Here is a 22,752-nt window from a genome sequence, read left to right on the forward strand (position 1 = left end):
TGCGGAAAGTCTGCCCGCCCTCTGTTGACGGCGGGCATTTTCCTGTCGCGCGTCGCCGCTACATAAGCTAAAGACAGCGCAAAACGCGCCAGGGACTTTCCGCTCATGACCATTCCAAACACCATTGCGATCACGCCGGAACTCATTGCAAGCCATGGCCTGAAGCCGGACGAGTATCAGCGCATTCTGGACCTGATCGGCCGCGAACCGACTTTCACCGAGCTCGGCATCTTCTCGGCCATGTGGAACGAGCACTGCTCCTACAAATCCTCGAAGAAATGGCTCCGCACGCTGCCGACCAAGGGCGCGCGCGTCATCCAGGGTCCGGGCGAGAATGCCGGCGTGGTCGATATCGATGACGGCGATTGCGTCGTCTTCAAGATGGAAAGCCACAACCATCCCTCCTATATCGAGCCGTACCAGGGGGCTGCGACCGGCGTCGGCGGCATTCTGCGCGACGTTTTCACCATGGGCGCGCGCCCGATCGCCGCGATGAACGCACTGCGCTTCGGCGAACCCGATCACCCGAAGACCCGCCACCTGGTCTCCGGCGTCGTTTCCGGCGTCGGCGGCTACGGCAATTCCTTCGGCGTGCCGACCGTCGGCGGTGAAGTCGAGTTCGACGCCCGCTACAACGGCAACATCCTGGTCAACGCCTTTGCCGCCGGTATCGCAAAATCCAATGCCATCTTCCTCTCCGAGGCCAAGGGCGTCGGCCTGCCGGTGGTTTATCTCGGCGCCAAGACCGGCCGTGATGGTGTCGGCGGCGCGACGATGGCCTCGGCCGAATTCGACGAATCGATCGAGGAGAAGCGCCCGACGGTTCAGGTCGGCGACCCCTTCACCGAAAAGTGCCTGCTCGAAGCCTGCCTCGAACTGATGAAGACCGGCGCCGTCATCGCCATCCAGGACATGGGTGCGGCCGGCCTCACCTGCTCGGCTGTCGAAATGGGCGCCAAGGGCGATCTCGGCATCCTGCTCGAACTCGACAAGGTGCCGGTGCGCGAAGAGCGGATGACTGCCTACGAAATGATGCTGTCGGAAAGCCAGGAGCGCATGCTCATGGTGCTGCAGCCGGAGAAGGAAGAGGAAGCCAAGGCGATCTTCGTCAAGTGGGGCCTCGATTTCGCCATCGTCGGCAAGACGACCGACGACCTGCGTTTCCGCGTCGTGCATCAGGGCGAGGAAGTCGCCAATCTGCCGATCAAGGATCTCGGCGATCAGGCGCCGGAATACGACCGCCCCTGGCGCGAATCGGGCAAGCAGGCTCCCCTGCCCGCCAACCTCGTCACCGCGCCTCAGGATTACGGCCAGGCGCTGCTGCAACTCGTCGGCTCCGCCAACCAGTCGAGTCGCCGCTGGGTCTATGAGCAGTACGATACGCTGATCCAGGGCAATTCGCTGCAGCTTCCGGGCGGCGATGCCGGCGTCGTGCGCGTCGACGGCCATCAGAGCAAAGCTCTTGCCTTCTCCTCCGACGTGACCCCGCGTTATGTCGAGGCAGACCCCTTCGAAGGTGGCAAGCAGGCGGTTGCCGAATGCTGGCGCAACATCACCGCGACAGGCGCCGAACCGCTCGCCGCCACCGACAATCTCAATTTCGGTAATCCCGAAAAGCCTGAGATCATGGGCCAGTTCGTTCAGGCGGTGAAGGGCATCGGCGAAGCCTGCCGCGCGCTCGACTTCCCGATCGTGTCAGGCAACGTTTCGCTCTACAACGAGACCAACGGCGTCGCTATCCTGCCGACGCCGACGATCGCGGGCGTCGGCCTGCTGCCGGACTGGCGCAAGATGGTGCGCATCGGCAGCGCCAATGACGGCGACAAGGTGATCATGATCGGCGTCGACGGCAGCCATCTCGGCCAGTCCGTCTATCTCAGAGACGTGCTTGCCAGCCGTGAAGGTCCGGCGCCGGAGGTCGATCTCTTCGCCGAGCGCCGCAACGGCGATTTCGTCCGCTCGGTCATTCGCAACGGCCAGGCGACAGCCTGCCACGACATTTCTTCGGGCGGCCTTGCCGTTGCCCTTGCCGAAATGGCCATGGCTTCGGACAAGGGCCTGACGATCGATCTAGGTGAAAGCAGAGGCGCGCCGCATGCGCTGCTCTTTGGTGAGGACCAGGCTCGTTACGTGCTGACGGTCCCCGCCGATGTTGCCGATTTCCTCTGCGCCAATGCGGAAGGCGCCGGCGTTCCCTTCCGCCGTCTGGGCACCGTCGGGGGAACGGCGCTCGTCGTCGGCGATCTGATCTCGCTGCCGATTCAGCAATTGCACGATGCCCATGAATCGTGGTTCCCTGATTTCATGGAAGGCCGCGGCGAATTGGCTGCGGAATAATGCGCAAGGAGTAACGATCATGGCCATGAAACCCGGCGATATCGAAGACATGATCAAGGCTGGGATTCCCGGAGCCAAGGTGACGATCCGCGATCTGGCGGGCGACGGCGATCACTACGCCGCCGAAGTCGTCGCCGAAGCCTTCCGCGGCAAGAGCCGCGTGCAGCAGCACCAGATGGTCTACGAGGCGCTGAAGGGCAATATGGGCGGCGTGTTGCACGCCCTGGCCCTGCAGACTTCGGCCCCGGAATAGGGTCCGAAAAGCTCCGAACGGAGCGATTCTGGTTTAGCTCATCCTGTATTGGATATGGACGCGGCCATGGATCGAAGATCTTTCGACATGCGCCCGGACACCAAAGACGCGGCCGATTAGTCCCTCGGTGAGCACGGTATCGGCCGCTCCCGCGGCAACGAGCTTTCCCTTATCGAGCACGGCCAGGCTATCGCAGAACATCGCCGCTAGATTGAGGTCGTGCAGGGCGATGATGCAGGTAATGCCGAGCTTCGAGACAAGGGAAAGAATATCCAGCTGGTGCTGGATATCGAGGTGATTGGTCGGCTCGTCGAGCAGGAGTTCGCTCGGCGATTGCGCAAGCGCTCGTGCAATGTGGACGCGCTGCCGCTCGCCGCCTGAGAGCGTCTGCCAGAGCTGCATGGCCCGATCTCTCATGTCGACGCGGGAAAGCGCCTCGTCGACGCGGAGATCGTCGTCCGCAGCCCAGGAATTCAGCAATCCGCGATGCGGCGTCCTGCCGAGACGCACGACATCCCTGACGGTCAGTTGCGTCTCGGTCGTCGATTGCTGCTCGACGAAGGCGACACGACGGGCAAGCTCGGCTCTCGATATTGCCGAAATATCGTCCTCACCGAGCCGGATAACGCCGCTGCGGGCTTTTCGCAGCCGGCAGATCAGCCGCAACAGGCTCGATTTTCCCGAGCCGTTCGGCCCCAGTAGGCCCAGCACCTTGCCTTTCTCGACCGCGAGGCTGATGCCATTGACGATAAGCGTATCGCCGGCGACGAAACTGATCTCGTCGACTGTAATGCTCATGCGGTTCTCCTGGCGCTATAGAGAATGACCGCGAAGGCCGGAGCGCCGCACAGTGCGGTGACGACGCCGATCGGCAGAATCTGTTGCGGGACGATGATCCGCGAGACGATGTCGGCAGCGACCATGAAGAGAGCGCCGCCGAGCGCTGTAGTCGGCAGCAGCCGGCTATGGGCAGGCCCGACCAGGAAACGTGCGGCATGCGGAATGACAAGACCGACAAAGCCGATCGAGCCGACCATGCTGACGACAGCTGCCGTCATCACGGCGGTCGCGCCGAGCAGCACGATCTGGACGCGCCGCACTGCAATGCCGAGCGATGCAGCAGCATCGGTACCGAAGGCGAAAGCGTCGAGGGCTCGCACATGGGCAAGGCAGACGAGGAAGCCGATCAGGGTAACCGGCACTACGAGATAGACATCCGGCCAGCGAACGCCGCTGAGAGAACCGAGCAGCCAAAACATGACACCGCGCGCCTGTTCCGCGTTGGCCGATGTCGTGACGATATAGGAGGTCAGCGCGTTGAAGAGCTGCGATCCGGCAATTCCGCACAGAATGATGCGCTCGCCGGTCCCGCCGGCGCCGGCTGCAAGTACGCCGACCAGCAGAAATGCCACGACCGCGCCGATGAATGCGCCGCTCGAAAGGCTGAGCACGCCATAACCGAAACCGAGGATCATCACGCAGACCGCACCCGTTGAGGCGCCTGCCGAAATGCCGAGAACGTAAGGCTCGGCCAGCGGATTGCGCAGCAGGGCCTGCAGGATGGTGCCACAGAGCGCCAGCGACGCGCCGGCGCTCGCCGCCACCAGCGCGCGGCTGAGGCGATAGTCCCAGACGATGCCCTGATGAATGCGGCTGAGTTCGAAACCGGTACCGAAAAGCCGGTTCGAGACGGCCTTGGCAGTCGTCTGAAGCGGGATCGATATTTCGCCGATCGAGACGGCCAGGCTGATCATCAGTCCCAGGAGGACGAAGGCGACAATGGTGAGCGCGACAAGCGCCCACCATCCATCCCGTTTCAGAAGCGTCATGTTCACTGGGAGAGACCCGACGACTTGATGCCCTTTGCCAGTATCTCGATGCCGTCGATCGTACGGATCGTCGGGTTCATCGATTGCGCGTCCATCATCACGAAACGCTTGTTCTTGACGGCATCGAGCTCGCGGGTAACCGGGTCGTTCTCCAGAAAGTCGAGCTTCACCTTCGGATCATCAGCCGCATAGCGCCGGCGATCCATGGTCGCGATGACGATGACCGCAGGATTGGCCTGAACAATCGTCTCCCAGCCGACCAGCGGCCATTCCTCTTCCGTCGTCACAACATTCGCAGCACCCAGAGTCTTCAGAATATAGGCAGGCGCGCTGTTCTTCCCGGCGATGAAGGCATCGCCGTTCATCTCCTTGCTGGAGAACCAGAAGACGACGGGCAGGTTCTTTGCCGATGCGCCCGATATCGAGGCGACGGCATCGGCCTCGCGCTTCTTGAGATCGGCGATCAGGGCGTCGCCGCGGTCCTTGATATCGAAGATTTCGGAGAGTTCGGCGATTTCCTGATAGATCAGGTCCATCGTGAACAGCTCTTTGCGCACGCCGTCGCCGCCATCGGTATTGATCTTGGCGACGCAGTCGGCGGGCGCGACATAGGTGTTGATCCCGAGCCCGGAGAATTGTTCGCGCTTGCCGACAGACCCCTGCGCGCCGACATGCCACTCGAATTCGGCCGCCACCAGATCGGGCTCCGCGCCGACGACGGATTCGAAGCTCGGGTCGTTGTCGGCAAGGCGTTTGATCCTGCTGTTTGCCTCGGCATATTGCGGTAGAACCGGCCCGACCCAGACCGCGGTGCCGGTGATCTTGTCCGCCAGTCCGAGGGAAAGCAGCACTTCGCTCATGCCCTGGCCGATCGAAACGATCTTTGCCGGGGCCTTTTCGAAGGTCACCTGCTGGCCGCAATTGGTGATGGTCAATGGATATTGGGTGGCAGCAAGGCTCGGCGCTGCAAGGCCGGTCAGCCCGAAGGCAAACGTCATGCTCATGAGAAACTGGCGCATGGAAAATCTCGATAAGGAGGAAAAAGTCTAGCCTCGCCGTGTCGCGCGCGGCTGCGCGGAAGAAGGCACGGTCGAACTGACGCTAGCGGTGAAAAACCCAATCGAGACGGCTATGTGCCGGAGTTCGGCGAAGGCTCAGGTCAATCATGTCTGTTCCTTTCCAGGCATCCCCGCCCGGTTGATTGGATCGTGATTGACGGCAGGTCTCCTGGCTTGCGGATATCGCCGATCATCTGCCTTCCCGCGAAAACCTTCGCAGTGGCATGGCCAGAAGCCCCAAGAGATGAGCCGCAGGCTCAATTCGGGATGATCGGCAGGCCAATCATCCCTAGGAATGATCGACAAGCCGCTTACAGTTGCGGGGGCAGCCACGGTCTTGATCCCTATTGGGTCGTCCTCACCGTGTTCCCTATTAATCCCCTTGGAGTCATCCTCGGGGAACCGTCGCGCCCAGTTACGCCAGCTCGCCGCATCGCGTCAAGAACAAGCTGACGTATCGGGTTCTGCGTGGAATGCCTTCATCGAAAAGGCTGCACTCAGCTAGGTATTCTCTTTTCGTCCGGGCTGGAAAAAACCGACGCCGTCATCGGTCCCGATGTCATCAGCGTGAAATCGAAGGGCGCCTGCAGATCGGGCCCAAGCACGTATTGGCGGTGCACACGAAGCTGGTCCTTACGGATCTTGCGATAGTGTTCGCTGGTCAGCATCTGCCTGACCCGGATCTGGATCATCTTTGCCGGAGGCGCATCCTCATGGCCGCAGACGGCAACGACCGGCACCTTGTAGAAATTGATCGAATCCGTCAGGCACTGCACGTCGAGCCAGGAAATATCCGGACACCGGGCGATCAGTCCGACGCGGGCCCGAAGCTGCGTTGCCGACGACAGCAGCGCGCATTGCAGGATGGCGCTGCCGAGCGTGGCGAACACCACGCGCTTGCCCTTGAAGAGATCCGGCTCCCTTTCGAGCAATATGCCGATGACATGGGCGGCCACATTCGATCCCATGCTGTGCGAGGAGATCACGTATTCGTCCGCCGCTTCGTCAAGCGCCTTGCGCACGGTATCGGCCCTGTCTTCCAGCCATTCGTTGAAATCCGCGCGGTCCATCCGGCCGAGCGCCACCGCCATTTCCCAGTCGGCAAAGAGATGCAGCGTATGGAAACGTTCGGAAAACGGCAGGAAGGCGAAGATGAAGAAACAGAGCCCCAGCGGCCCGCTCCAGAGCACGTGCCACGGCGAAAAGCCGAGACTATAAGGCAAGAGAGCGATTTGCGCCGCCAGCAATATCGCCAGCGCCGTCAACAGGAACGGAAAAAGGAAGAACAGGCCGAAACGCCACGCATGGCGGAAATATCCCAGCATCCCGCCTTCGAGCACGATCTGTGTGAAGCTGCGGAAACCGGCAATGATCTGGCTCAGCGTGTTACCGCTGCGCAGCCTGCGTACGAACACGTCATGATCGACCATGTGGATCCGGCTCTTCGTCCGCCAGCCGGCTGAATCCGTTCCGGCTCCCTGGCCCGTCGTGACCTCGAAACTGAGGGGATCGCTTCCCGCCTCCGGAGTGCCGGTCTCGACCGAATAGCCCCAGACGGCAGCACTCTGTCTGGCCGAACGCTCGTAGCGCGCCCGGTGGGCCACGCCGTCGAGCGGCTCGAAGCCCGTGAAATGCAGGACGACCCGCTTCTCGATCAGTTTCATTCCACTCTTCCGGCCGGTTCAATGGCCGCCATGTTGCTGCTGCGATCCTGCTGTTTCGCAGCTGATAACGCCGAAAAAACAACCATAGTCTCGAAGCCGTCTTGCTAACCGAACTCTTCCGGATTTCAATAGCAGCCATGTCGTTTCCACCACGAACGGAGGGGTTTTGTGGCCGATCTCGTCAAAGAATTGATATCAGGCGTCGTCGACAGCGTGCTGAAGGAAATCCTGAAGAAAACCACCGGTCGCGTCACGACGAAGCGTGGCAGGCGCAAGACGCGCCCCACGGCAACGACAACGGCCTCAAGCAAGACGACCTCCGCCAAGCGCAAACCTGCCCGCAAACAGGTCAGCAAGCGCCGCACCGCCGCCGGCCGCAGCCGTCAGCGCCGCAGTTGAGGCATCATGAAATCAAAATAGAGCGCGTTGCGGATCGTCGGCCAACGAAAGAGCCGGCATCCCGCCTATGCGCCTCCGCAACGTCACCAGGGGCCTGAACCGTGAAACGCATTCTGAAGATCACTCTCGCGGCTATCATCGCGATCTGTCTCATTGCCGTGGCCGGCGTCTACGCCTTATCGGAGAGGCGCCTTGCCAGGAAGTACGACGTTGCGGCGACTGACTTCACGGTCAAGACGACGCTGTCTCCCGAGGAAGCAGAACGGCGTGGCCGCACGTTGATGTGCGGCGGCTGCCATCGCGATGCCGGCAACGTGCTGGTCGACGAGCCGGGCGTCGGTCGTATCGTCGCGCCAAACTTGACCCGCTTCGTGCCCATGTACAGCGACGCAGAGCTCGTGCGCCTCATCCGCCATGGCATCAAGAAGGATGGCACCGGCGTCTTCATCATGCCGGCAAGCAACTTCGCGAATATTACCGATGATGATATGGCGGCGGTTGTCGCCTGGCTACGCAGTCTCAAACAGCTCCCCGACGCGGTGGATGGAACGACGCAATGGGGGCCGCTCGGTCGGATCGGCCTCGCGCTCGGCAAGGTCCCCTTTGAAGCCGATCTCGTCCCCGCCTCCATCACACCCGCCGCTGCGCGTCCCGCCGATATCGGCGATTATGCCTTCCGGACCGATTGCAGCCACTGTCACAATCTCGACACCGAGAAGCGGTCGGAAGTCTTCGTGGCGCCGGCGCTGCGGCCACTGGCGCAATCCTATTCGCCTGCCGATTTCAAGGCGCTGCTGCGCACCGGCAAGGGTGTCGGCGGGCGCGATCTCGGGGTTATGACGCAGGTTTCGCAATGGGATTTCAACCACTTCACCGATATCGAGATAGACCAGATTCAAGCCTATCTCGCCCGGCAACCGTAACGCGATGGCAACAATCCCGGCGGCGGCGGACCGGATTGGTCTTTTTTTGGTTCGGGCGGCTGGAATTCCTGCTGTCGCATGCTATCTAAAGGCAACGATTGAAACGGCGGGCCTTGAACCCGCCTGTTGAAAGGATCAGGTCCCATGAGCGGCATTAACGAATTCATCGACAACGAAATCAAGAGCAACGACGTCGTCCTCTTCATGAAGGGCACGCCGCAGTTTCCGCAGTGCGGTTTCTCCGGGCAGGTCGTGCAGATTCTCGATTACATCGGTGTCGACTACAAGGGCATCAACGTGCTCGCCGATTCGGAAATCCGCCAGGGCATCAAGGATTATTCCAACTGGCCGACGATCCCGCAGCTTTACATCAAAGGCGAATTCGTCGGCGGTTGCGACATCGTCCGGGAAATGTTCCAGGCCGGTGAACTCCAGCAGCATCTCCAGGAAAACGGCATCACCGTGCGCGGCGCCGCCTGATCGGTCACCGGGCGACCGCCCGGTTTCCAAATCTGTTTCTCGAGTCCGAGGCGCTGCGGTAAGCAGCGCCTTGGCCTGTTTATGGGAATTTCATTGTGACAGATTCATCACAAGCCGTGTCCGCGGGCCGCCTGCCCATGGGCAAGCGTGAATTCATCGCGCTTGCCGCCTTCCTGATGGCCATCAATTCGCTCGCGATCGACATCATGCTCCCGGCCCTGCAGCAGATCGGCGCCAGCCTCGGCGTCGAAAGCGAGAATCACCGCCAGTTCGTCGTTTCCTCCTACCTGCTCGGCTTCGGCTGCGCCCAGCTTTTCTACGGACCGCTTTCCGATCGCTTCGGCCGCCGCACGCCGTTGTTGATCGGCATTGTCATCTATATCGTTTCCGCCATCGGAATCGTTTTCGTTCCGTCCTTCGCCGGCTTGCTGGTCCTGCGCTTCATCCAGGGCATCGGTTCGGCCGCCACCCGCGTCATCACCATTTCTATCGTCCGCGATATTTATGGCGGCCGGCAGATGGCCGAAGTCATGTCGCTCATCATGATGGTCTTCATGATCGTCCCGGTGATTGCCCCCGGCACCGGCCAGGTCGTCATGTTCTTCGGCAACTGGCACCTGATCTTCCTCTTCATCGCCACCATGGCGACCGGTATCGCCGTCTGGGCCTACCTGCGACTGCCGGAAACCCTGCATCCCGCCAATGTCAGGCCCTTCACCGCTCGCTCGATCTTTGGCGCCTTCAAGCTGGTTCTGACCAATCGCATCGCGCTCTGCTACACCATTGCCAGCACCTTCATCTTCGGTGCGCTGTTCGGCTTCATCAACTCCGCGCAGCAGGTCTATGTCGGCATCTATGGCCTCGGGGTCTATTTCCCCTTCGCCTTCGCCGGCGTCGCGATCTTCATGTCGCTGTCGTCCTTCTTCAATTCGCGCTTCGTCGGCAAGCTCGGCATGCGCCGCCTGTCGCACGGTTCGCTCCTCGGCTTCATCACCATCAACACCATCTGGCTGATCGTGCAGATGATGAGCACGGAGCCGATGCCCTTCGCCCTTTTCATCTCATTCTTCGGCCTTGCCATGTTCCAGTTCGGCTGGATCGGCTCGAACTTCAACTCGCTTGCCATGGAGCCGCTCGGCCACGTTGCCGGCACCGCCTCTTCCGTCCTCGGCTTCATGAGCACGGTCGGCGGCGCCATCATCGGCGCCGGCATCGGCCAGGCCTTCGACGGCACCGCGCTGCCGATGGTCGCCGGTTACTTCACCGTCTCGATCGTCGGGCTGATCTTCGTTCTGATCGCCGAGAAGGGCCGGCTCTTCCAACAGCATAATCCGGCCGTCTGAACGACCGGCCACTTTCGCATACGGGATTTCACCACATGACGCCGCCGCATAAACAGCACCAGGAAAATCAGGGCTCCCGCCGCATCGGCATGGGTTTCGGCGAATTCGTCGTGACCATCGCCATCATGACCGCCAGCATCGCCATGGCGATCGACAGCATGCTGCCGGCACTGCCCAATATCGGCCACTCCCTCGGCGTCACCAACACCAACGACGCGCAGCTTATCATCGGCGTCTTCTTCCTGGGCTTCGGATTCTCGCAGATATTTTTCGGCAGCCTTTCGGATACGTTCGGCCGCCGCAACATCTTGCTCGGCGGCCTCGCCTGCTATGTCCTCGGCATGTTTGCCGCCGCGGCAACCGGCAGCTTCGAAATGCTGCTGATCATGCGCTTCGTTCAGGGCGTGGGCGGCGCGGCCGTGCGCATCACCACGATGGCCATCGTCCGCGACTGTTTCGGCGGCCGCGAAATGGCCCGCGTCATGTCCTATGTTATGATCGTTTTCATGATCGTGCCGATCGTCGCTCCGTCCGTCGGCCAGCTGATCATCATTTATGGCAACTGGCACTGGATCTTCATCCTGCTCGGCATCGTCGCCTCGATCCTGTTCGTCTGGGCTCTTCTCAGGCTGAAGGAATCGTTGCCGCCGGAAGAGCGCCTGCCGCTTTCGGTCAGCTCTGTCGTGGATGGTTTCAGGACCGTTCTCACCAACCGCATCACCTGCGGCTACATGATCGGCCTCACCATGTTCACCGGCGTCATCAGCGCCTATGTGATCTCGGTGCAGCAGGTCTTCGGCGAAGTCTACGGCCTTGGCGACTGGCTGCCGATCGCCTTTGCCGCCACCGCCGGCGGCATCGCCGTCGCCAACTTCGCCAACGGCTTCTTCGTGCGTAAATTCGGCATGCGCCGCATCTCGCATGCAGCCTTGCTGATCTTCACAGCGCTGTCGGCTGCCGGCTTTTTCCTCTCGCTGGCGGCCAAGCCGGATTTCGCCGTCGCCTACGGCATCTTCTCGATCGTGCTGATGATGTTTGCCGTGATCGCCACCAATTTCACCGCCATCAGCCTCGAGCCGATGGGCAATCTCGCCGGCACGGCGACCGCCATCACCGGTTTCGTCTCGACAACCTTCGGCGCCATCCTCGGCGGCCTGGTCGGCCAGATGTTCAACGGCACGGTGCAGCCCCTCTTCGGCGGCTTCGCGCTCTTCGGCCTGGTAACGATCGCAGCCACCCTCTGGGCTGAGAACGGCAAGCTCTTCACCCATCCCGGCGACAGCCCGCAGCTCGATCCGGGTGCTGCGCATTTCTGACCAAAGCCTGTCGGTCCGGTTCAAGGGGCATCCAGATGAATGAGCGAATTCTGATCAGGCCTTATGGACCGGGCGACGCGGACGCGACGATCGAAATTTTCCTGTGCGCCATTCGCCAGGTTTCCTCGAAAGACTATTTGCCGGCTCAGATAGAAGCTTGGGCGCAGGTGGAGGATCGCGGCCTGTGGGCGGAGCGCAGGATAAGCAGACCTGCCTGGATCGCGGAAATTGACGGAAAGCCCGTCGGCTTTTCTGATCTGACCAGCGACGGGTGCCTGGACATGATGTTCGTGCACCCTGAATTCCAGGGGCTCGGAATTGCAAGCCGCCTATTGAGCCGGGTCGAGGAGGAAGCCCAGAAGCTGGGATTCAGGCGAATTTATGCGGAAGCCAGCCGAACCGCCCGCCCGTTTTTCGAGCGCAAAGGGTTTCGCGTGATAACGAAGCAAATCGTCGAGAAGCGTGGGCAAAGCCTGGAAAATTTCCTCATGGAAAAGCTCTACGGCTGATCCGCGGTAGCGGGAACAGGCCGGTGTCCTACCCGTGAAGGGACCGGCCGCAAAATCCGAACTTTGCGGCCAGCCTTCATGTCTTCAGACGGTAAATACCTCACGCCGCAGCACATCCCATGACGCCTTGTCGGGCGCAATCAGCAGCCCGCCGTCGAGATGATGCGGCAGGTAGGGTGAGCCGTCGAAGCGCGCGGCATAGGCGCCCGCTTCCTGCGAGATCAAAGTGCCGGCAAGATGATCCCAGGGCATCAGCTTGTTGTACATGAGGTAATGCACGTGCCCGCCGGCGAAGGTACGGTATTCATGGGCCGCGCAGCGGTAGTTGGTCAGGAAGCGCACCTTGGCGAGATTGCCGAGGATCTCTGCGCGCTTTTCCTGAGGCAGGTAGCCGGTGGAGGCCATGCCGACCATCTGGTCGAGCGCAACCGGCTCGGCTGCGTGCAGCCGCTGCGCCTCACCATCCGGCCGCCGCAGCCACGCACCGCCGCCCTTTTCTGCCATCACCCAGTCGTCACCCATCGGATCGTAGATGATGCCGGCGACGGTCTCGCCCTTGGAAACGACGGACGCCATGACGCCGAAAGCCGGAATGCCGGAAGCAAAATTGAACGTGCCGTCGACTGGATCGACGACGATGGCGAGATCGGCATGTTCGAGCCCGCCAAGCAGTGCCGGATCGGCAGCGACCGATTCTTCGCCGAGGAACAGGGCTTCCGGCCAGAGCTTTGCCGCTTCCGCCTTGATCATCCGCTCGGCCTGCTCGTCGGCCTCGGTGACGAGGTCCGTTGCCTCGCTCTTTGCCCGCACATCATCCTGGCCAAGCCGGCGGAAGCGCGGGAGGATCTCCGCCTTCGCCGCGCGGCGCAGCAGGTCGGCAAGAACGGTCACGTCGACAGTCGCTGTCATGTCAAATCCTTTTGGGTCCGGCCTTTCGAGAAAGGCCTCAAATCAGATGCCGACGATCTCGCGGCGGATCAGCTGCCAGCTTTCCCTGTCGGGCGCGGAGATGATGCCGCCCGTGGTTTCGCCGGGTCGATAGGGCGTTCCGTCGAATTTCGCCGTATGGCCGCCGGCCTCCTGATGCGCGAGCACGCCGGCCAGATGATCCCAGGGCATCAGCTTCGAATGCCCGATGAAATGCAGCTTACCGGAAGCGACCATCCAGTATTCGTGGGCCGAGCAATTGAAAGCGAAGGTCATCCGAGCCTTCGCCATGTTGGCGCAGATGCGTGAACGGTCCGGCTCGTCCATATGGCCCCATGACATGCCGCCGACCATCTGGTCCAGCGCCGCAGGCTCCGCCACCTTCAGCTTGCTCGACTGTCCGTCCTGCCGTGTTAGGAAGGTCCCCGCCCCTTTGATCGCCGTCACCGTGTCACCGAGAACCGGATCGTGAATGATGCCGGCGACGGTCTCGCCCCTGACGGTGACCGCGAGTATTGTTCCAAAGACAGGAAGCCCGGCGGCGAAATTGAACGTGCCGTCGACAGGATCGATGACGAAGGCAAGTTCGGCATCGGCAAGTGCGGGCACTACAGACTTGTCAGCGTCATAGGCCTCCTCTCCGACGATGAGCGCTGCGGGAAAGCGCTCCTTCAGAGCGGCTGTGATCCTGTGTTCGGCAAGCAGATCGGCTTGCGTCACCAGATCGGTGGCCGAGGTCTTTTCCGAGACATCGGTGGCGCCGAGATTGCGGAAGCGCGGCATGATCTCGGCTTGCGCCGCTTGCCTGACGCACTCGCCTAGGAAAAGAATATCCGTATCGGAAATAGTCATGCGAAATCTGTCCTTCATGCAATGAGGAGCCCGCATAGCCGGCCCTTCATGAAGGATCGGTGACGCCAAGGCTGGAAAAGTCGAAGAGTTTGGGATCGAGCAGGTGCGACGGGTTCACATGCGAAAGCGCCCGCAGCATCGTGTCCTTGCGGCCGGGCATGCGCCGCTCGATATCGGCAAGCATGTCCTTCATCGCATTGCGCTGCAGCCCGTCCTGAGAGCCGCAGAGATCGCAGGGGATGATTGGAAACTCCATGGCGGCGGCGAATTTCGCGAGGTCATCCTCGGCGGCATAGGCGAGCGGCCTCAGCACCATCAGATCGCCCTCGTCGTTCAGAAGCTTCGCCGGCATCGAGGCAAGCCGTCCGCCGTGGAAGAAGTTCATGAAGAAGGTTTCGAGAATGTCCTCACGGTGGTGGCCGAGCACCAGCGCGTCACAGCCCTCTTCTCGTGCGACACGGTAGAGATTGCCGCGCCGCAGCCGTGAACAGAGCGAACAATAGGTCGCACCCTCCGGCACTTTTTCCTTCACGATCGAATAGGTATCCCGATATTCGATCCGGTGCCGCACGCCGATCTTCGTCAGATAATCCGGCAGTACGTGCTTCGGAAAGTTCGGCTGCCCCTGGTCGAGGTTGCAGGCGATCAGCTCGACCGGCAGCAGGCCGCGCCATTGCAGATCCAGCAGCAGCGCGAGCAGTCCATAGGAATCCTTGCCGCCGGAAAGGCCGACCAGCCAGCGCTTCTGCCCCTTCAGCATGTCGAAATCGTCGAAGGCCTGGCGCACCTGCCGCAGGAGCCGTTTGCGCAGCTTGTTGAAGGAGACCGAACGTGGTGCATCAGAAAACAGCGCATGGCCGATGCCGCCATCGGTTTCGCCGGCTTCCAGATCATCGGCGATGTCGGCTGCGATATTCATTGCTTCGTCCTATCGAAGATTCATGCTTGCCTTAGCAGAAAGCCCTTCGCCAACACAGTCTCAATCGCCGAAAACCGACCAGCCGGTGCGCGCTGCAAGCATTTCCAGCGCCACCGCGCCAAGCTGCGAATTACCGACCTTGTTCAAGCCCGGCGACCATACCGCGATCGAGGCGATGCCGGGCGCCACCGCAAAGATGCCGCCGCCGACGCCGCTCTTGCCGGGCAGGCCGACATGATAGGCGAAATCGCCGGAGCCGTCGTAATGGCCGCAGGTCAGCATCAGCGCGTTGATGCGCCGCGCCCGCTTCGGCGAGACCACGGAATGACCGGTCATCGGATTGCTGCCGCGCGCCGCCAGAAACAGTCCGGCACGCGCCAACTGCTCGCAGCTCATCGCCAGAGCGCATTGATGGAAGTAGACGCCGAGCACATGGTCGACGGGATGGTCGAGATTGCGGTAGGCGCGCATGAAATTGGCAAGCGCGACGTTGCGGTATCCCGTCTGCGTTTCCGAGCGCGCCACCTTGTCGTCGATGGTGATCGATTCGTCATCGGCGAGATAACGCACGAAGCGCAGCAGCTCGCCGATCGCCTCGCGCGGCGCATGGCCGGCCATGACGACGTCGCTGACGGCGATCGCGCCGGCATTGATGAAGGGGTTACGCGGGATTCCGCTCTCATGCTCCAGCTGGACGATCGAGTTGAAAGCCGATCCGGACGGTTCGCGCCCGACGCGCTTCCACAAGCTCTCGCCGACCTTGCCGAGCGCCAGCGTCAGCATGAAGACTTTCGATATGCTCTGGATCGAAAAGGCGATGTCGGCATCGCCGACGCGGTAGATCTTGCCGTCGACAGTGACGATCGCCATGCCGAACTGCCGCGGATCGACCTTGGCGAGCTCGGGAATATAGTCGGCGACCTTGCCCTCGCCCACACGCGGCAGGATATCGCTGTAGATGCTATCGAGGGTCGCCTGCAAATCCGCCATCGCTTCTCTCCAGATAACAAAAAAGCCGCCCGAAAGAGCGGCTTTTCCATATGCGAAAACGCCTGGTGCTTCTTATCGCGAATAGAATTCGACGACCAGATGCGGTTCCATGACGACCGGGAACGGAACGTCGCTGAGCGTGGGAACGCGGCCGAAGGTGGCGACCATCTTGTTGTGATCGACTTCGATATAGTCGGGAACGTCACGCTCGGCGAGGCTGACGGCTTCCAGAACGGTGACCAGCTGCTTCGACTTTTCGCGAACTTCGATGACGTCGCCGGCCTTGCAACGGTAGGAACCGATGTTGACGCGCACACCGTTGACGGTGACGTGGCCATGGTTGACGAACTGACGGGCAGCAAAGACTGTCGGAACGAACTTGGCGCGATAGACGATCGCGTCGAGGCGCGATTCCAGCAGGCCGATCAGGTTTTCAGACGTGTCGCCCTTGCGGCGGTCAGCTTCGGCGAAGATCGCGCGGAACTGCTTTTCGCGCAGGTCACCGTAGTAACCCTTGAGTTTCTGCTTGGCGCGCAGCTGCACACCGAAATCCGAAAGCTTGCCCTTGCGGCGCTGGCCGTGCTGGCCCGGGCCGTATTCGCGGCGGTTCACTGGGGACTTCGGACGGCCCCAGATGTTCTCGCCCATACGGCGGTCAATTTTGTACTTGGACGATTCGCGCTTGCTCATCGCATTTCCTTTCAAAGGTTTATGACGGTCTGTTGCCAAACCGCACGAAGGAAACACGCCCTCCTCTGATCTCTGCCGAGATCTGACAGGATGTTCCGGTTAGCGAACAGGAACGATCCACGGGACATGTCAAATGAAACACCGGACATTGCTGCCCGGCGCTTGGCGCGGTCTTTAGAGGTCCGTCATGAAAATGTCAACAGCGCCAAAGCCCAACAGCGCCACTATTCCGCCGCCAGCGGCTGATCACCCGTATCGGGCGCATTAGCGTCGCCCGGCGCCGTCTGGCAATTCATGTCGGGGAAAGCAACAATGCGCTTGCCGGCAAAATCCGTGTGCACGACGACGATCCCCTGCTCTTCGAAATAGCCAAGCAGGCGCCGCGCACGGCGAGCGGAATGGGTGCCGTAGGCGCGGGCGATCCGAGCGTCCGACGGGCACGCCTCACCGCAGACGGCCGCCCTGGCGAGCATCAGGAAGACGCCCTGCAGATCGTCGGTGACACCAGATGACAAAGACAGCGCCGTTGTCCAGGCTTCCGTTCCGGCCGTTTCCGCATCCACGCCCGAGCGTGAGATCGCCACGCGCCGGCGGAAATCCGGCAGCGCGATCGGCGGTCCCGGCACTCGGCGCATGCGCAATCGCACGAGAAAATCCTGGTAGAGCACCGAATCGGTGCGGAAGCCCGAGGTGGGATCGTCGAGTATCTCGGCGAGCACGCCGGCGAGGCGCTCCTCCCGTTCCTCGGCGGAGACTTCCACCTGGCTCGCCCGCGCCTCGGCTGGTGCTACTGAGGTCGCCGGCGTCGAGCGCGAGAGTTCGGCAAGAATGTCGGTCGTCGGCCGCGGCGCCGGCGGCGCGCGACGCACCAACGGGCGCTGGAATTCTTCCGGATCCGGCGTGAAAATCAGGTCCTCGACATCCTGTGGCGCATCCGGCAGCGGCATAAGCTTCGGGCTGGAGGAGCGCGCCGAAGTCTCGACCGCGCCGATCTGGATCGGCAGCGGCCGGCGCGACAAGGCCGGTCCGAGCGCGACGAAATTGCCGCGCTTCAGGTCGCGGAACATTTCCGCCTGGCGGCGATCCATGCCCAGCAGGTCAGCGGCGCGCGCCATGTCGATATCGAGGAAGGTACGGCCCATCAGGAAGTTCGAAGCCTCGGCCGCGACGTTCTTGGCGAGCTTGGCAAGCCGCTGCGTCGCGATCACCCCGGCAAGCCCGCGCTTACGGCCGCGGCACATCAGGTTGGTCATCGCGCCGAGCGACATCTTGCGCGCATCTTCCGAGACGTCGCCGCCGACCGACGGCGCAAACATCTGCGCCTCGTCGACCACGACGAGAACCGGATACCAATATTCGCGATCGGCATCGAACATGCCGTTGAGGAAGGCGGCGGCAGCCCGCATCTGCTGCTCGATATCGAGCCCTTCGAGCGTCAGCACACAGGAAACGCGATGCTGGCGAATGCGGTTGGCAATACCGGCCAGCTCCGCCTCGGTGCGTTCGCCGTCGACGACGACATGGCCGAACCTGTCGCTGAGGGTGACGAAATCACCCTCGGGATCGATGATGACCTGCTGCACCCATTGCGCCGATTGCTCGAGCAGGCGGCGCAAAAGATGCGACTTGCCCGATCCGGAATTGCCCTGCACGAGAAGACGGGTCGCCAGCAGCTCCTCGATATCGAGCGTCGCCGGGCTGCCGGACGCCAATCCCATATCGATGCCAACCTGCAATGCTGATCCTCGCGGCGAAGAGACTCACATGAACGAAACGCCATTCTTCCGAAACGGCAGCGCCCCGTCTATCAAAGAATGCAGCGTCTTTCAGGACCGGATTTCGCCAACCCACAGGACAATTCCGTCACGCCCTCAGACCGAAACCCTGCATCAGCCGCCGGGTGGCGAAATCCTGCTGACCGGACGTAAAGACCGCGAAGTCGAAATTGTCGGGATGGACCGCATCGGCAACCAGCGGCACCAGCGTACGCGCCCGCCGGGCGATCGCCTCGGCGGGATCGAGCCAGTCCACAGGCCACGGCGCAAGCCGGCGGAAGAGATTTGCCATGAAGGGGTAATGCGTGCAGGCGAGCACGACGATGTCGGTCTTGCGGCCGTCCTTCTCGACGAAACACTGGTCGATTTCCTCAAGCACGGCGTCATCGGAGACGGCGTCGCCGCGAATATAGGCCTCCGCCATGCGCGCCAGGTTTTCCGAGCCGACGAGCCGGACATGGCATTGCTGCGCGAAGGACTGGATGAGATCGCGGGTATAAGCGCGCCTCACTGTGCCCGGCGTCGCCAGCACCGAAACCAGGCCCGAGCGTGTGCGCTCCGCCGCCGGCTTGATCGCCGGCACGGTTCCGACGAAGGTCATCTGCGGAAAGGCGGCGCGCAGGTCTGCGCCAACCAACGTGAAGGCGGTGTTGCAGGCGATGATGCAGACTTCGGGGTCGTGCTCCTGAAGCAGTCTGCCGAAGAGTCCGATCACTCGTTCCTTCAGCGCCTGTTCCTCCCAGCCGCCATAGGGAAAGCCGGCATCGTCGGCAACATAGATGAAGCCGCGCTCGGGCATCAGCACGCGCGCCTCGCGCAGCACGGTCAGCCCGCCGATACCGGAATCGAAGACGAGGACGGGTTTCAGCTCATGCGTCGGTGCTGTCATCTGGCGGTGTTTCCTTGGCCGATGTCGGGAACCTGCCGCCGCGCGGGTTTTTGCGCGAGAAGCGGTCGAGGGAGGAGATGACGCCGCGCAACACGCTGATTTCCTGCTCCGTGAAAGCCCGGCGGGATAGAACAGCGCGGAGATTGTCGACCATTTTCGGCTTTTTCCCGGCAGGATGGAAATATCCGCGCGCATCGAGCGCCTCTTCCAGCTGGTCGAACAGGCCGAAGAGCTGCTCCTTGGTCGAAGCTGTCTGCCCCATCGCCTGGAAGGGTACGTCGCCGAGATCCGCCATGCCTGATTTCATCCATTCATAGGACATCAGCAGCACCGCCTGGGCGATATTCAATGAAGCGAACGCCGGGTTGACAGGAAAGGTGACGATCTCGTCTGCAAGCGCCACTTCCTCATTGGTCAGCCCCCAGCGCTCGCGCCCGAAGAGGATGCCCGTGCCCTCACCTGCGCGGAATTTCCCCCGCAGCGTCTCGGCGGCGATAACAGGCGAGCGCACCGGCTTGAAACCGTCGCGCTCACGCGCCGTCGTCGCATAGATGAAATTGAGATCGGCGACTGCCTGTTCCAGCGTGTCATAGACCTTCGTCGCCTCGATCACGTGATCGGCCTTGGAGGCTGTCGCCAGAGCTTTCTCGTTCGGCCAGCCGTCGCGCGGATTGACGAGACGCAGTTCGGCAAGGCCGAAATTCGCCATAGCGCGCGCCACCATGCCGATATTCTCGCCCATCTGCGGCTCGACCAGAATGATGGCCGGCCCTTCGGCCAGAAGTTGACGCTCGCTGTTCGTGCCTGCCATGGTCCTATCCCTGTTTCGAGCGCGCAATAGCCTCGCCCGGCGCAAACGGCAAGACGTCGGCCCGCGGATAGAGCCTTTCCAGCGCCGAACCGATCATTTCGAGCCCCAGCCTGGCGCCCTCGCCTGACAGCGGCAGGTGCCGTCCCGTCGTCCGCGATGCCCTGCGGGCGATGAAGAAACAGCTCGAGCCGCGCGGAGCCGCATCGTCGATCAGCGCCAGATCCGCTGCAATCAGCCTCGCTTCGTCTTCGCCGACAGCGGGTGCTCCATGGCTCTTTGCCAGGATGCGCGACCAATAAGTGCAGGAAAGGAAGACCGCCAGCGTCTGACGGATCTGGCCCGGCCGCGTCACCACCGACCACGAGGATCCGAGCGGCTTCGCCGCCACCGTGATGTCGCGATAGCAGGCGTCGATCTTCTGCGACAGCGCGATCAGTTCGAAACCGCTCTTACCCTCGCCGATCGCGACAAGCAGATCGCGCAACGCCTGGAACCAGCGGGCGAGCGCCGCATCGAGTGCGCCGCGTGTGCGCGAGGGGAAGACGACGAAGGCGACTGCCGTTCCGGCCGCAGCTCCGATCATGGTCTCCCCGATGCGCAGCTTCAGGAGATCGAGCGTCAGCACACCGGTCATGCCGTAGACCAGGCAAAGCACGATCGAGATGAAGAAGGTCATCGTCGCATAGGAAACCTGCAGGAAATAGAAGGCGAGGAAGATGCAGACGACCGCGACCGGAATGGCAACCGCGGGCTCACCCGAAATCAGCGTCGCAAGCACCAGGCCGATGGCGATGCCGAACACCGTGCCGAGCGAGCGCGACAGCGCCTTCATCGCCGTGTCGCCGCGCGAATTGGTGTTGGTGAACACGAGGAAGGAAGAAAGCACCGCCCAGAACCAGCGTTCGCGCGACAAGAGCAGGCCGACGCTCATGGCGATCGCTGATGCGAGCGTGATCTGCAGCGCCGAGCGCAGCAGCGGATTGGCAAACGAAAAGTCGATCGGCTGGTGCGGCGCCGTATCCTCGACGGAATCGATGCCGGAGAAACCGGATGCCTGTCCCTTGTCGATCGCCTGCGTCAATTGCTGCCGCGCCTCGCCGAGCCAGAGCAGCGCCCGCACGGTTTCACCCTGCGGCCGATCCACGATGGTTTCGGTCGTGCTCTCATATCTTGCGAGCTCCGCCGAATCCGCCTCGATCACCGCATGGACGAGCGCAAAGGACGGCGGGCTCTGGAAACTCAGCACGATTGCGCTCTCGGCAGCAAGATGCGCATCGAAAAGCCGGATCGCCAGCTCGGCGGCGGGGTCGGCGGCACCATCGAACACACCGGCCGGCGGGCGCGGAAGGAAGGTTTCGGCCATCAACACCACTTCCTTCAGCCGGTCTTCCAGCTGCCGCAACTCCTGCCGATCGGCTTCCCCGATCTCGGTACTGCCGGCAAGGGCGGCGAGTTTGAAGAGGATCTGGTTGATGCGGCCCCTGACACTCTCAAGCGAACGCAGCAGGTCGCGCCGCCAGTCGTCGGGTAGGAGCACCGCTCTCACCACATGGCCGACGAGAACCGCGATGACGGGGCCGAAAGCCACTTCAGGCAGTTGGGCAAGCGACGGTTTGAAATAGGCGCCCATGAAATAGGAGGTGAAGGCGAACATGCCGATGGCAAAGCCGCGTGGACCGAACACCCGCCCGGCCGATGCGAGCGCAATCACCGCCAGGAAGACGAGATCGGAGAGAACGCGGCGATCCTCGAGCCCCGCGGCGATGGCGACGACACCAACGCTTGCGACACAGCCGAAGAGCCGCGTCACCAACTGGCGCGAATTGCCCTTGTCGCGCACCGCCACGCCGCCCTCGATCGACAATACGATACCGAGGCCGAAGGCCGCGGTCGGCAACGGCAGGATGAGGTCCTTGATGGCAAGCAGGATCAGGAATGAAAGAACGATCGTCAGCGTCACCCGCAAGCCCATGCGCAGGCGCGAAAGCGCCGGATCGTTGGCAAGCAACCAGTCGCGGAACTGAAAACCGGAAAACAGATGCATGAGCCCCTCATGCCATGAAGCACCGATAGATACCGCCGCCGGAGCGAAAATCAAACCGCTGGAGACCATCCACTCCGATGCTGATCGAATGTCGCGCGCTTACTGCCCCTTGGCAATCAGCGCCATCGTCGCTTTCAGGGAATCACGGGCCTGCGTCTCGATATTCTCGGTGACGATATCGTCGATCACAGGATTGCCGCCCTCTTCGACCACCTCGAAGCGAACGGTCGTATAGTCCTTGGCGTCGGGCGCGTCCGAGCAGGCGGATTTTTGGAAGCGCACAGTCACTTCGGTCGTCCCGTTGACCGGCGGAGCCGCCGCCACTGTCAGATCCTGCAGCGGGCACGCGTCCTGGCCGTTGACGATGACGTCGTAGTCGAACGGCGATATGCCGTCGTCGTCGACGGCGGGAAACTGCGCGGCCGCCTGGTAGCTTGCCACGAAATCCTTGCTGTAGAGATGGTCGAGCCGGCTCGCATCGAAGATATCGGTCCAGTCGCTGTTATTATCGGCCCAATTGTTCTTGGTCGCCTCCATAATCTCCTTGACCGGAGCGGTGGCGTCGGCGGCGTGGCTGATGCCCGAAAAGGCGATAAGGCTGGTGATGACGAGGGCAATTGTCTTCATGGTCGAATGTTCCGGGCGGGGGCAAATCAGGCCGGACACTAGTCAGATTTCTGCGCTTGGCAATGGCGGCAAAAACGCATTGTCCAACCCGTTGCAGCTTTGCGTTCCCAGTTCACA

Annotated in this window: 22 protein-coding genes and 1 riboswitch; of the genes, 8 read left to right on the forward strand and 14 right to left on the reverse strand. The window is 62.0% G+C overall.

The window, feature by feature from the left end:
* Positions 1-105 precede the first annotated feature (105 nt).
* Both purL and EFQ99_RS12445 read left to right on the forward strand, forming a co-directional pair.
* Positions 106-2,337, forward strand: coding sequence for a phosphoribosylformylglycinamidine synthase subunit PurL (purL, locus tag EFQ99_RS12440; protein ID WP_126921330.1), 2,232 nt, complete (start codon positions 106-108; stop codon positions 2,335-2,337).
* Between the two features lie 19 nt (positions 2,338-2,356).
* Entirely contained in the window at positions 2,357-2,590 is a 234-nt protein-coding gene (locus tag EFQ99_RS12445) for a BolA/IbaG family iron-sulfur metabolism protein (RefSeq protein WP_003540079.1), read from the forward strand.
* A 33-nt stretch (positions 2,591-2,623) separates the two neighbouring features.
* Here the strand turns inward: EFQ99_RS12445 and EFQ99_RS12450 are convergent, their stop codons facing one another.
* From EFQ99_RS12450 to EFQ99_RS12465, 4 genes are all read right to left on the reverse strand, one after another.
* Positions 2,624-3,388 carry an ABC transporter ATP-binding protein gene (locus tag EFQ99_RS12450; RefSeq protein WP_126921331.1) on the reverse strand — a complete coding sequence of 255 codons (765 nt, stop codon included), beginning with the start codon at positions 3,386-3,388 and terminating at the stop codon, positions 2,624-2,626.
* Positions 3,385-4,419, reverse strand: a complete 1,035-nt coding sequence (locus EFQ99_RS12455) for a FecCD family ABC transporter permease (RefSeq protein ID WP_126921472.1) — start codon at positions 4,417-4,419, stop codon at positions 3,385-3,387. The genes EFQ99_RS12450 and EFQ99_RS12455 overlap by 4 nt, the downstream gene beginning before the upstream one ends.
* A 2-nt stretch (positions 4,420-4,421) precedes the next feature.
* Positions 4,422-5,438 (reverse strand): ABC transporter substrate-binding protein, encoded by a 1,017-nt coding sequence (locus EFQ99_RS12460; protein ID WP_126921332.1) that lies wholly within the window; start codon positions 5,436-5,438, stop codon positions 4,422-4,424.
* Positions 5,439-5,619: 181 nt separating this feature from the next.
* A riboswitch (cobalamin riboswitch) is annotated at positions 5,620-5,899 on the reverse strand.
* Positions 5,900-5,974: 75 nt separating this feature from the next.
* Positions 5,975-7,141, reverse strand: a complete 1,167-nt coding sequence (locus EFQ99_RS12465) for a hypothetical protein (RefSeq protein ID WP_126921333.1) — start codon at positions 7,139-7,141, stop codon at positions 5,975-5,977.
* A 168-nt stretch (positions 7,142-7,309) separates the two neighbouring features.
* On the opposite strand from EFQ99_RS12465, the gene EFQ99_RS12470 reads away from it, so the two are divergent.
* The 6 genes from EFQ99_RS12470 (at position 7,310) to EFQ99_RS12495 (ending at position 12,111) form a co-directional block, all read left to right on the forward strand.
* The gene (locus EFQ99_RS12470) at positions 7,310-7,540 is read left to right on the forward strand and encodes a hypothetical protein (RefSeq protein WP_126921334.1); all 231 of its coding nucleotides are present in this window, start codon (positions 7,310-7,312) and stop codon (positions 7,538-7,540) included.
* A 101-nt stretch (positions 7,541-7,641) separates the two neighbouring features.
* On the forward strand, positions 7,642-8,463 hold the full coding sequence (locus EFQ99_RS12475) for a c-type cytochrome (protein ID WP_126921335.1): 822 nt from the start codon (positions 7,642-7,644) through the stop codon (positions 8,461-8,463).
* A gap of 144 nt (positions 8,464-8,607) precedes the next feature.
* Entirely contained in the window at positions 8,608-8,943 is a 336-nt protein-coding gene (gene grxD, locus EFQ99_RS12480; RefSeq protein ID WP_126921336.1) for a Grx4 family monothiol glutaredoxin, read from the forward strand.
* Positions 8,944-9,080: 137 nt separating this feature from the next.
* Positions 9,081-10,286: a multidrug effflux MFS transporter gene (locus EFQ99_RS12485; RefSeq protein ID WP_126921473.1), complete on the forward strand. Its 1,206-nt coding sequence runs from the start codon at positions 9,081-9,083 to the stop codon at positions 10,284-10,286.
* A gap of 35 nt (positions 10,287-10,321) precedes the next feature.
* Positions 10,322-11,602 (forward strand): multidrug effflux MFS transporter, encoded by a 1,281-nt coding sequence (locus EFQ99_RS12490; RefSeq protein WP_126921337.1) that lies wholly within the window; start codon positions 10,322-10,324, stop codon positions 11,600-11,602.
* A gap of 35 nt (positions 11,603-11,637) precedes the next feature.
* Positions 11,638-12,111, forward strand: coding sequence for a GNAT family N-acetyltransferase (locus EFQ99_RS12495; protein ID WP_126921338.1), 474 nt, complete (start codon positions 11,638-11,640; stop codon positions 12,109-12,111).
* A gap of 84 nt (positions 12,112-12,195) precedes the next feature.
* Here EFQ99_RS12495 and EFQ99_RS12500 read toward each other — a convergent pair whose 3' ends face one another.
* The 10 genes from EFQ99_RS12500 to EFQ99_RS12545 form a co-directional block, all read right to left on the reverse strand.
* Positions 12,196-13,020, reverse strand: coding sequence for an inositol monophosphatase family protein (locus EFQ99_RS12500; RefSeq protein WP_126921339.1), 825 nt, complete (start codon positions 13,018-13,020; stop codon positions 12,196-12,198).
* A 42-nt stretch (positions 13,021-13,062) separates the two neighbouring features.
* Positions 13,063-13,890: an inositol monophosphatase family protein gene (locus EFQ99_RS12505; protein WP_126921340.1), complete on the reverse strand. Its 828-nt coding sequence runs from the start codon at positions 13,888-13,890 to the stop codon at positions 13,063-13,065.
* 46 nt (positions 13,891-13,936) lie between these two features.
* Positions 13,937-14,809: a tRNA 2-thiocytidine(32) synthetase TtcA gene (gene ttcA / locus EFQ99_RS12510; RefSeq protein WP_126921341.1), complete on the reverse strand. Its 873-nt coding sequence runs from the start codon at positions 14,807-14,809 to the stop codon at positions 13,937-13,939.
* 60 nt (positions 14,810-14,869) lie between these two features.
* Entirely contained in the window at positions 14,870-15,799 is a 930-nt protein-coding gene (locus EFQ99_RS12515) for a glutaminase (RefSeq protein ID WP_126921342.1), read from the reverse strand.
* A 72-nt stretch (positions 15,800-15,871) separates the two neighbouring features.
* The gene (gene rpsD, locus EFQ99_RS12520) at positions 15,872-16,489 is read right to left on the reverse strand and encodes a 30S ribosomal protein S4 (RefSeq protein ID WP_004676212.1); all 618 of its coding nucleotides are present in this window, start codon (positions 16,487-16,489) and stop codon (positions 15,872-15,874) included.
* A gap of 224 nt (positions 16,490-16,713) precedes the next feature.
* Positions 16,714-18,225, reverse strand: coding sequence for a helicase HerA domain-containing protein (locus EFQ99_RS12525; protein WP_126921343.1), 1,512 nt, complete (start codon positions 18,223-18,225; stop codon positions 16,714-16,716).
* Positions 18,226-18,352: 127 nt separating this feature from the next.
* On the reverse strand, positions 18,353-19,153 hold the full coding sequence (gene murI, locus EFQ99_RS12530; RefSeq protein WP_126921344.1) for a glutamate racemase: 801 nt from the start codon (positions 19,151-19,153) through the stop codon (positions 18,353-18,355).
* The gene (locus EFQ99_RS12535; protein ID WP_126921345.1) at positions 19,134-19,964 is read right to left on the reverse strand and encodes an RNA methyltransferase; all 831 of its coding nucleotides are present in this window, start codon (positions 19,962-19,964) and stop codon (positions 19,134-19,136) included. Before EFQ99_RS12535 ends, murI begins: the two co-directional genes overlap by 20 nt.
* 4 nt (positions 19,965-19,968) lie before the next feature.
* Complete coding sequence (locus EFQ99_RS12540; protein WP_126921346.1) at positions 19,969-22,008, reverse strand: FUSC family protein; 2,040 nt, start codon at positions 22,006-22,008, stop codon at positions 19,969-19,971.
* 99 nt (positions 22,009-22,107) lie between these two features.
* On the reverse strand, positions 22,108-22,635 hold the full coding sequence (locus tag EFQ99_RS12545; protein ID WP_126921347.1) for a hypothetical protein: 528 nt from the start codon (positions 22,633-22,635) through the stop codon (positions 22,108-22,110).
* Between the last annotated feature and the right edge of the window lie 117 nt (positions 22,636-22,752).

Origin of the sequence: Rhizobium vallis (assembly GCF_003985155.1) — a bacterium.
Lineage (GTDB): Bacteria > Pseudomonadota > Alphaproteobacteria > Rhizobiales > Rhizobiaceae > Rhizobium > Rhizobium vallis.

What these genes read in the sequence shown, in the direction of transcription:
- EFQ99_RS12465 (WP_126921333.1), bottom strand. Translation starts at nt 7,141, where the DNA reads ATGAAACTGATCGAGAAGCGGGTCGTCCTGCATTTCACGGGCTTCGAG.
- EFQ99_RS12450 (WP_126921331.1), bottom strand. Translation starts at nt 3,388, where the DNA reads ATGAGCATTACAGTCGACGAGATCAGTTTCGTCGCCGGCGATACGCTT.
- EFQ99_RS12460 (WP_126921332.1), bottom strand. Translation starts at nt 5,438, where the DNA reads ATGCGCCAGTTTCTCATGAGCATGACGTTTGCCTTCGGGCTGACCGGC.
- EFQ99_RS12540 (WP_126921346.1), bottom strand. Translation starts at nt 22,008, where the DNA reads ATGCATCTGTTTTCCGGTTTTCAGTTCCGCGACTGGTTGCTTGCCAAC.
- EFQ99_RS12495 (WP_126921338.1), top strand. Translation starts at nt 11,638, where the DNA reads ATGAATGAGCGAATTCTGATCAGGCCTTATGGACCGGGCGACGCGGAC.
- EFQ99_RS12485 (WP_126921473.1), top strand. Translation starts at nt 9,081, where the DNA reads ATGGGCAAGCGTGAATTCATCGCGCTTGCCGCCTTCCTGATGGCCATC.
- EFQ99_RS12545 (WP_126921347.1), bottom strand. Translation starts at nt 22,635, where the DNA reads ATGAAGACAATTGCCCTCGTCATCACCAGCCTTATCGCCTTTTCGGGC.
- purL (WP_126921330.1), top strand. Translation starts at nt 106, where the DNA reads ATGACCATTCCAAACACCATTGCGATCACGCCGGAACTCATTGCAAGC.
- ttcA (WP_126921341.1), bottom strand. Translation starts at nt 14,809, where the DNA reads ATGAATATCGCAGCCGACATCGCCGATGATCTGGAAGCCGGCGAAACC.
- grxD (WP_126921336.1), top strand. Translation starts at nt 8,608, where the DNA reads ATGAGCGGCATTAACGAATTCATCGACAACGAAATCAAGAGCAACGAC.
- EFQ99_RS12505 (WP_126921340.1), bottom strand. Translation starts at nt 13,890, where the DNA reads ATGACTATTTCCGATACGGATATTCTTTTCCTAGGCGAGTGCGTCAGG.
- rpsD (WP_004676212.1), bottom strand. Translation starts at nt 16,489, where the DNA reads ATGAGCAAGCGCGAATCGTCCAAGTACAAAATTGACCGCCGTATGGGC.
- EFQ99_RS12515 (WP_126921342.1), bottom strand. Translation starts at nt 15,799, where the DNA reads ATGGCGGATTTGCAGGCGACCCTCGATAGCATCTACAGCGATATCCTG.
- EFQ99_RS12490 (WP_126921337.1), top strand. Translation starts at nt 10,322, where the DNA reads ATGACGCCGCCGCATAAACAGCACCAGGAAAATCAGGGCTCCCGCCGC.
- EFQ99_RS12535 (WP_126921345.1), bottom strand. Translation starts at nt 19,964, where the DNA reads ATGGCAGGCACGAACAGCGAGCGTCAACTTCTGGCCGAAGGGCCGGCC.
- EFQ99_RS12445 (WP_003540079.1), top strand. Translation starts at nt 2,357, where the DNA reads ATGGCCATGAAACCCGGCGATATCGAAGACATGATCAAGGCTGGGATT.
- EFQ99_RS12455 (WP_126921472.1), bottom strand. Translation starts at nt 4,419, where the DNA reads ATGACGCTTCTGAAACGGGATGGATGGTGGGCGCTTGTCGCGCTCACC.
- EFQ99_RS12500 (WP_126921339.1), bottom strand. Translation starts at nt 13,020, where the DNA reads ATGACAGCGACTGTCGACGTGACCGTTCTTGCCGACCTGCTGCGCCGC.
- murI (WP_126921344.1), bottom strand. Translation starts at nt 19,153, where the DNA reads ATGACAGCACCGACGCATGAGCTGAAACCCGTCCTCGTCTTCGATTCC.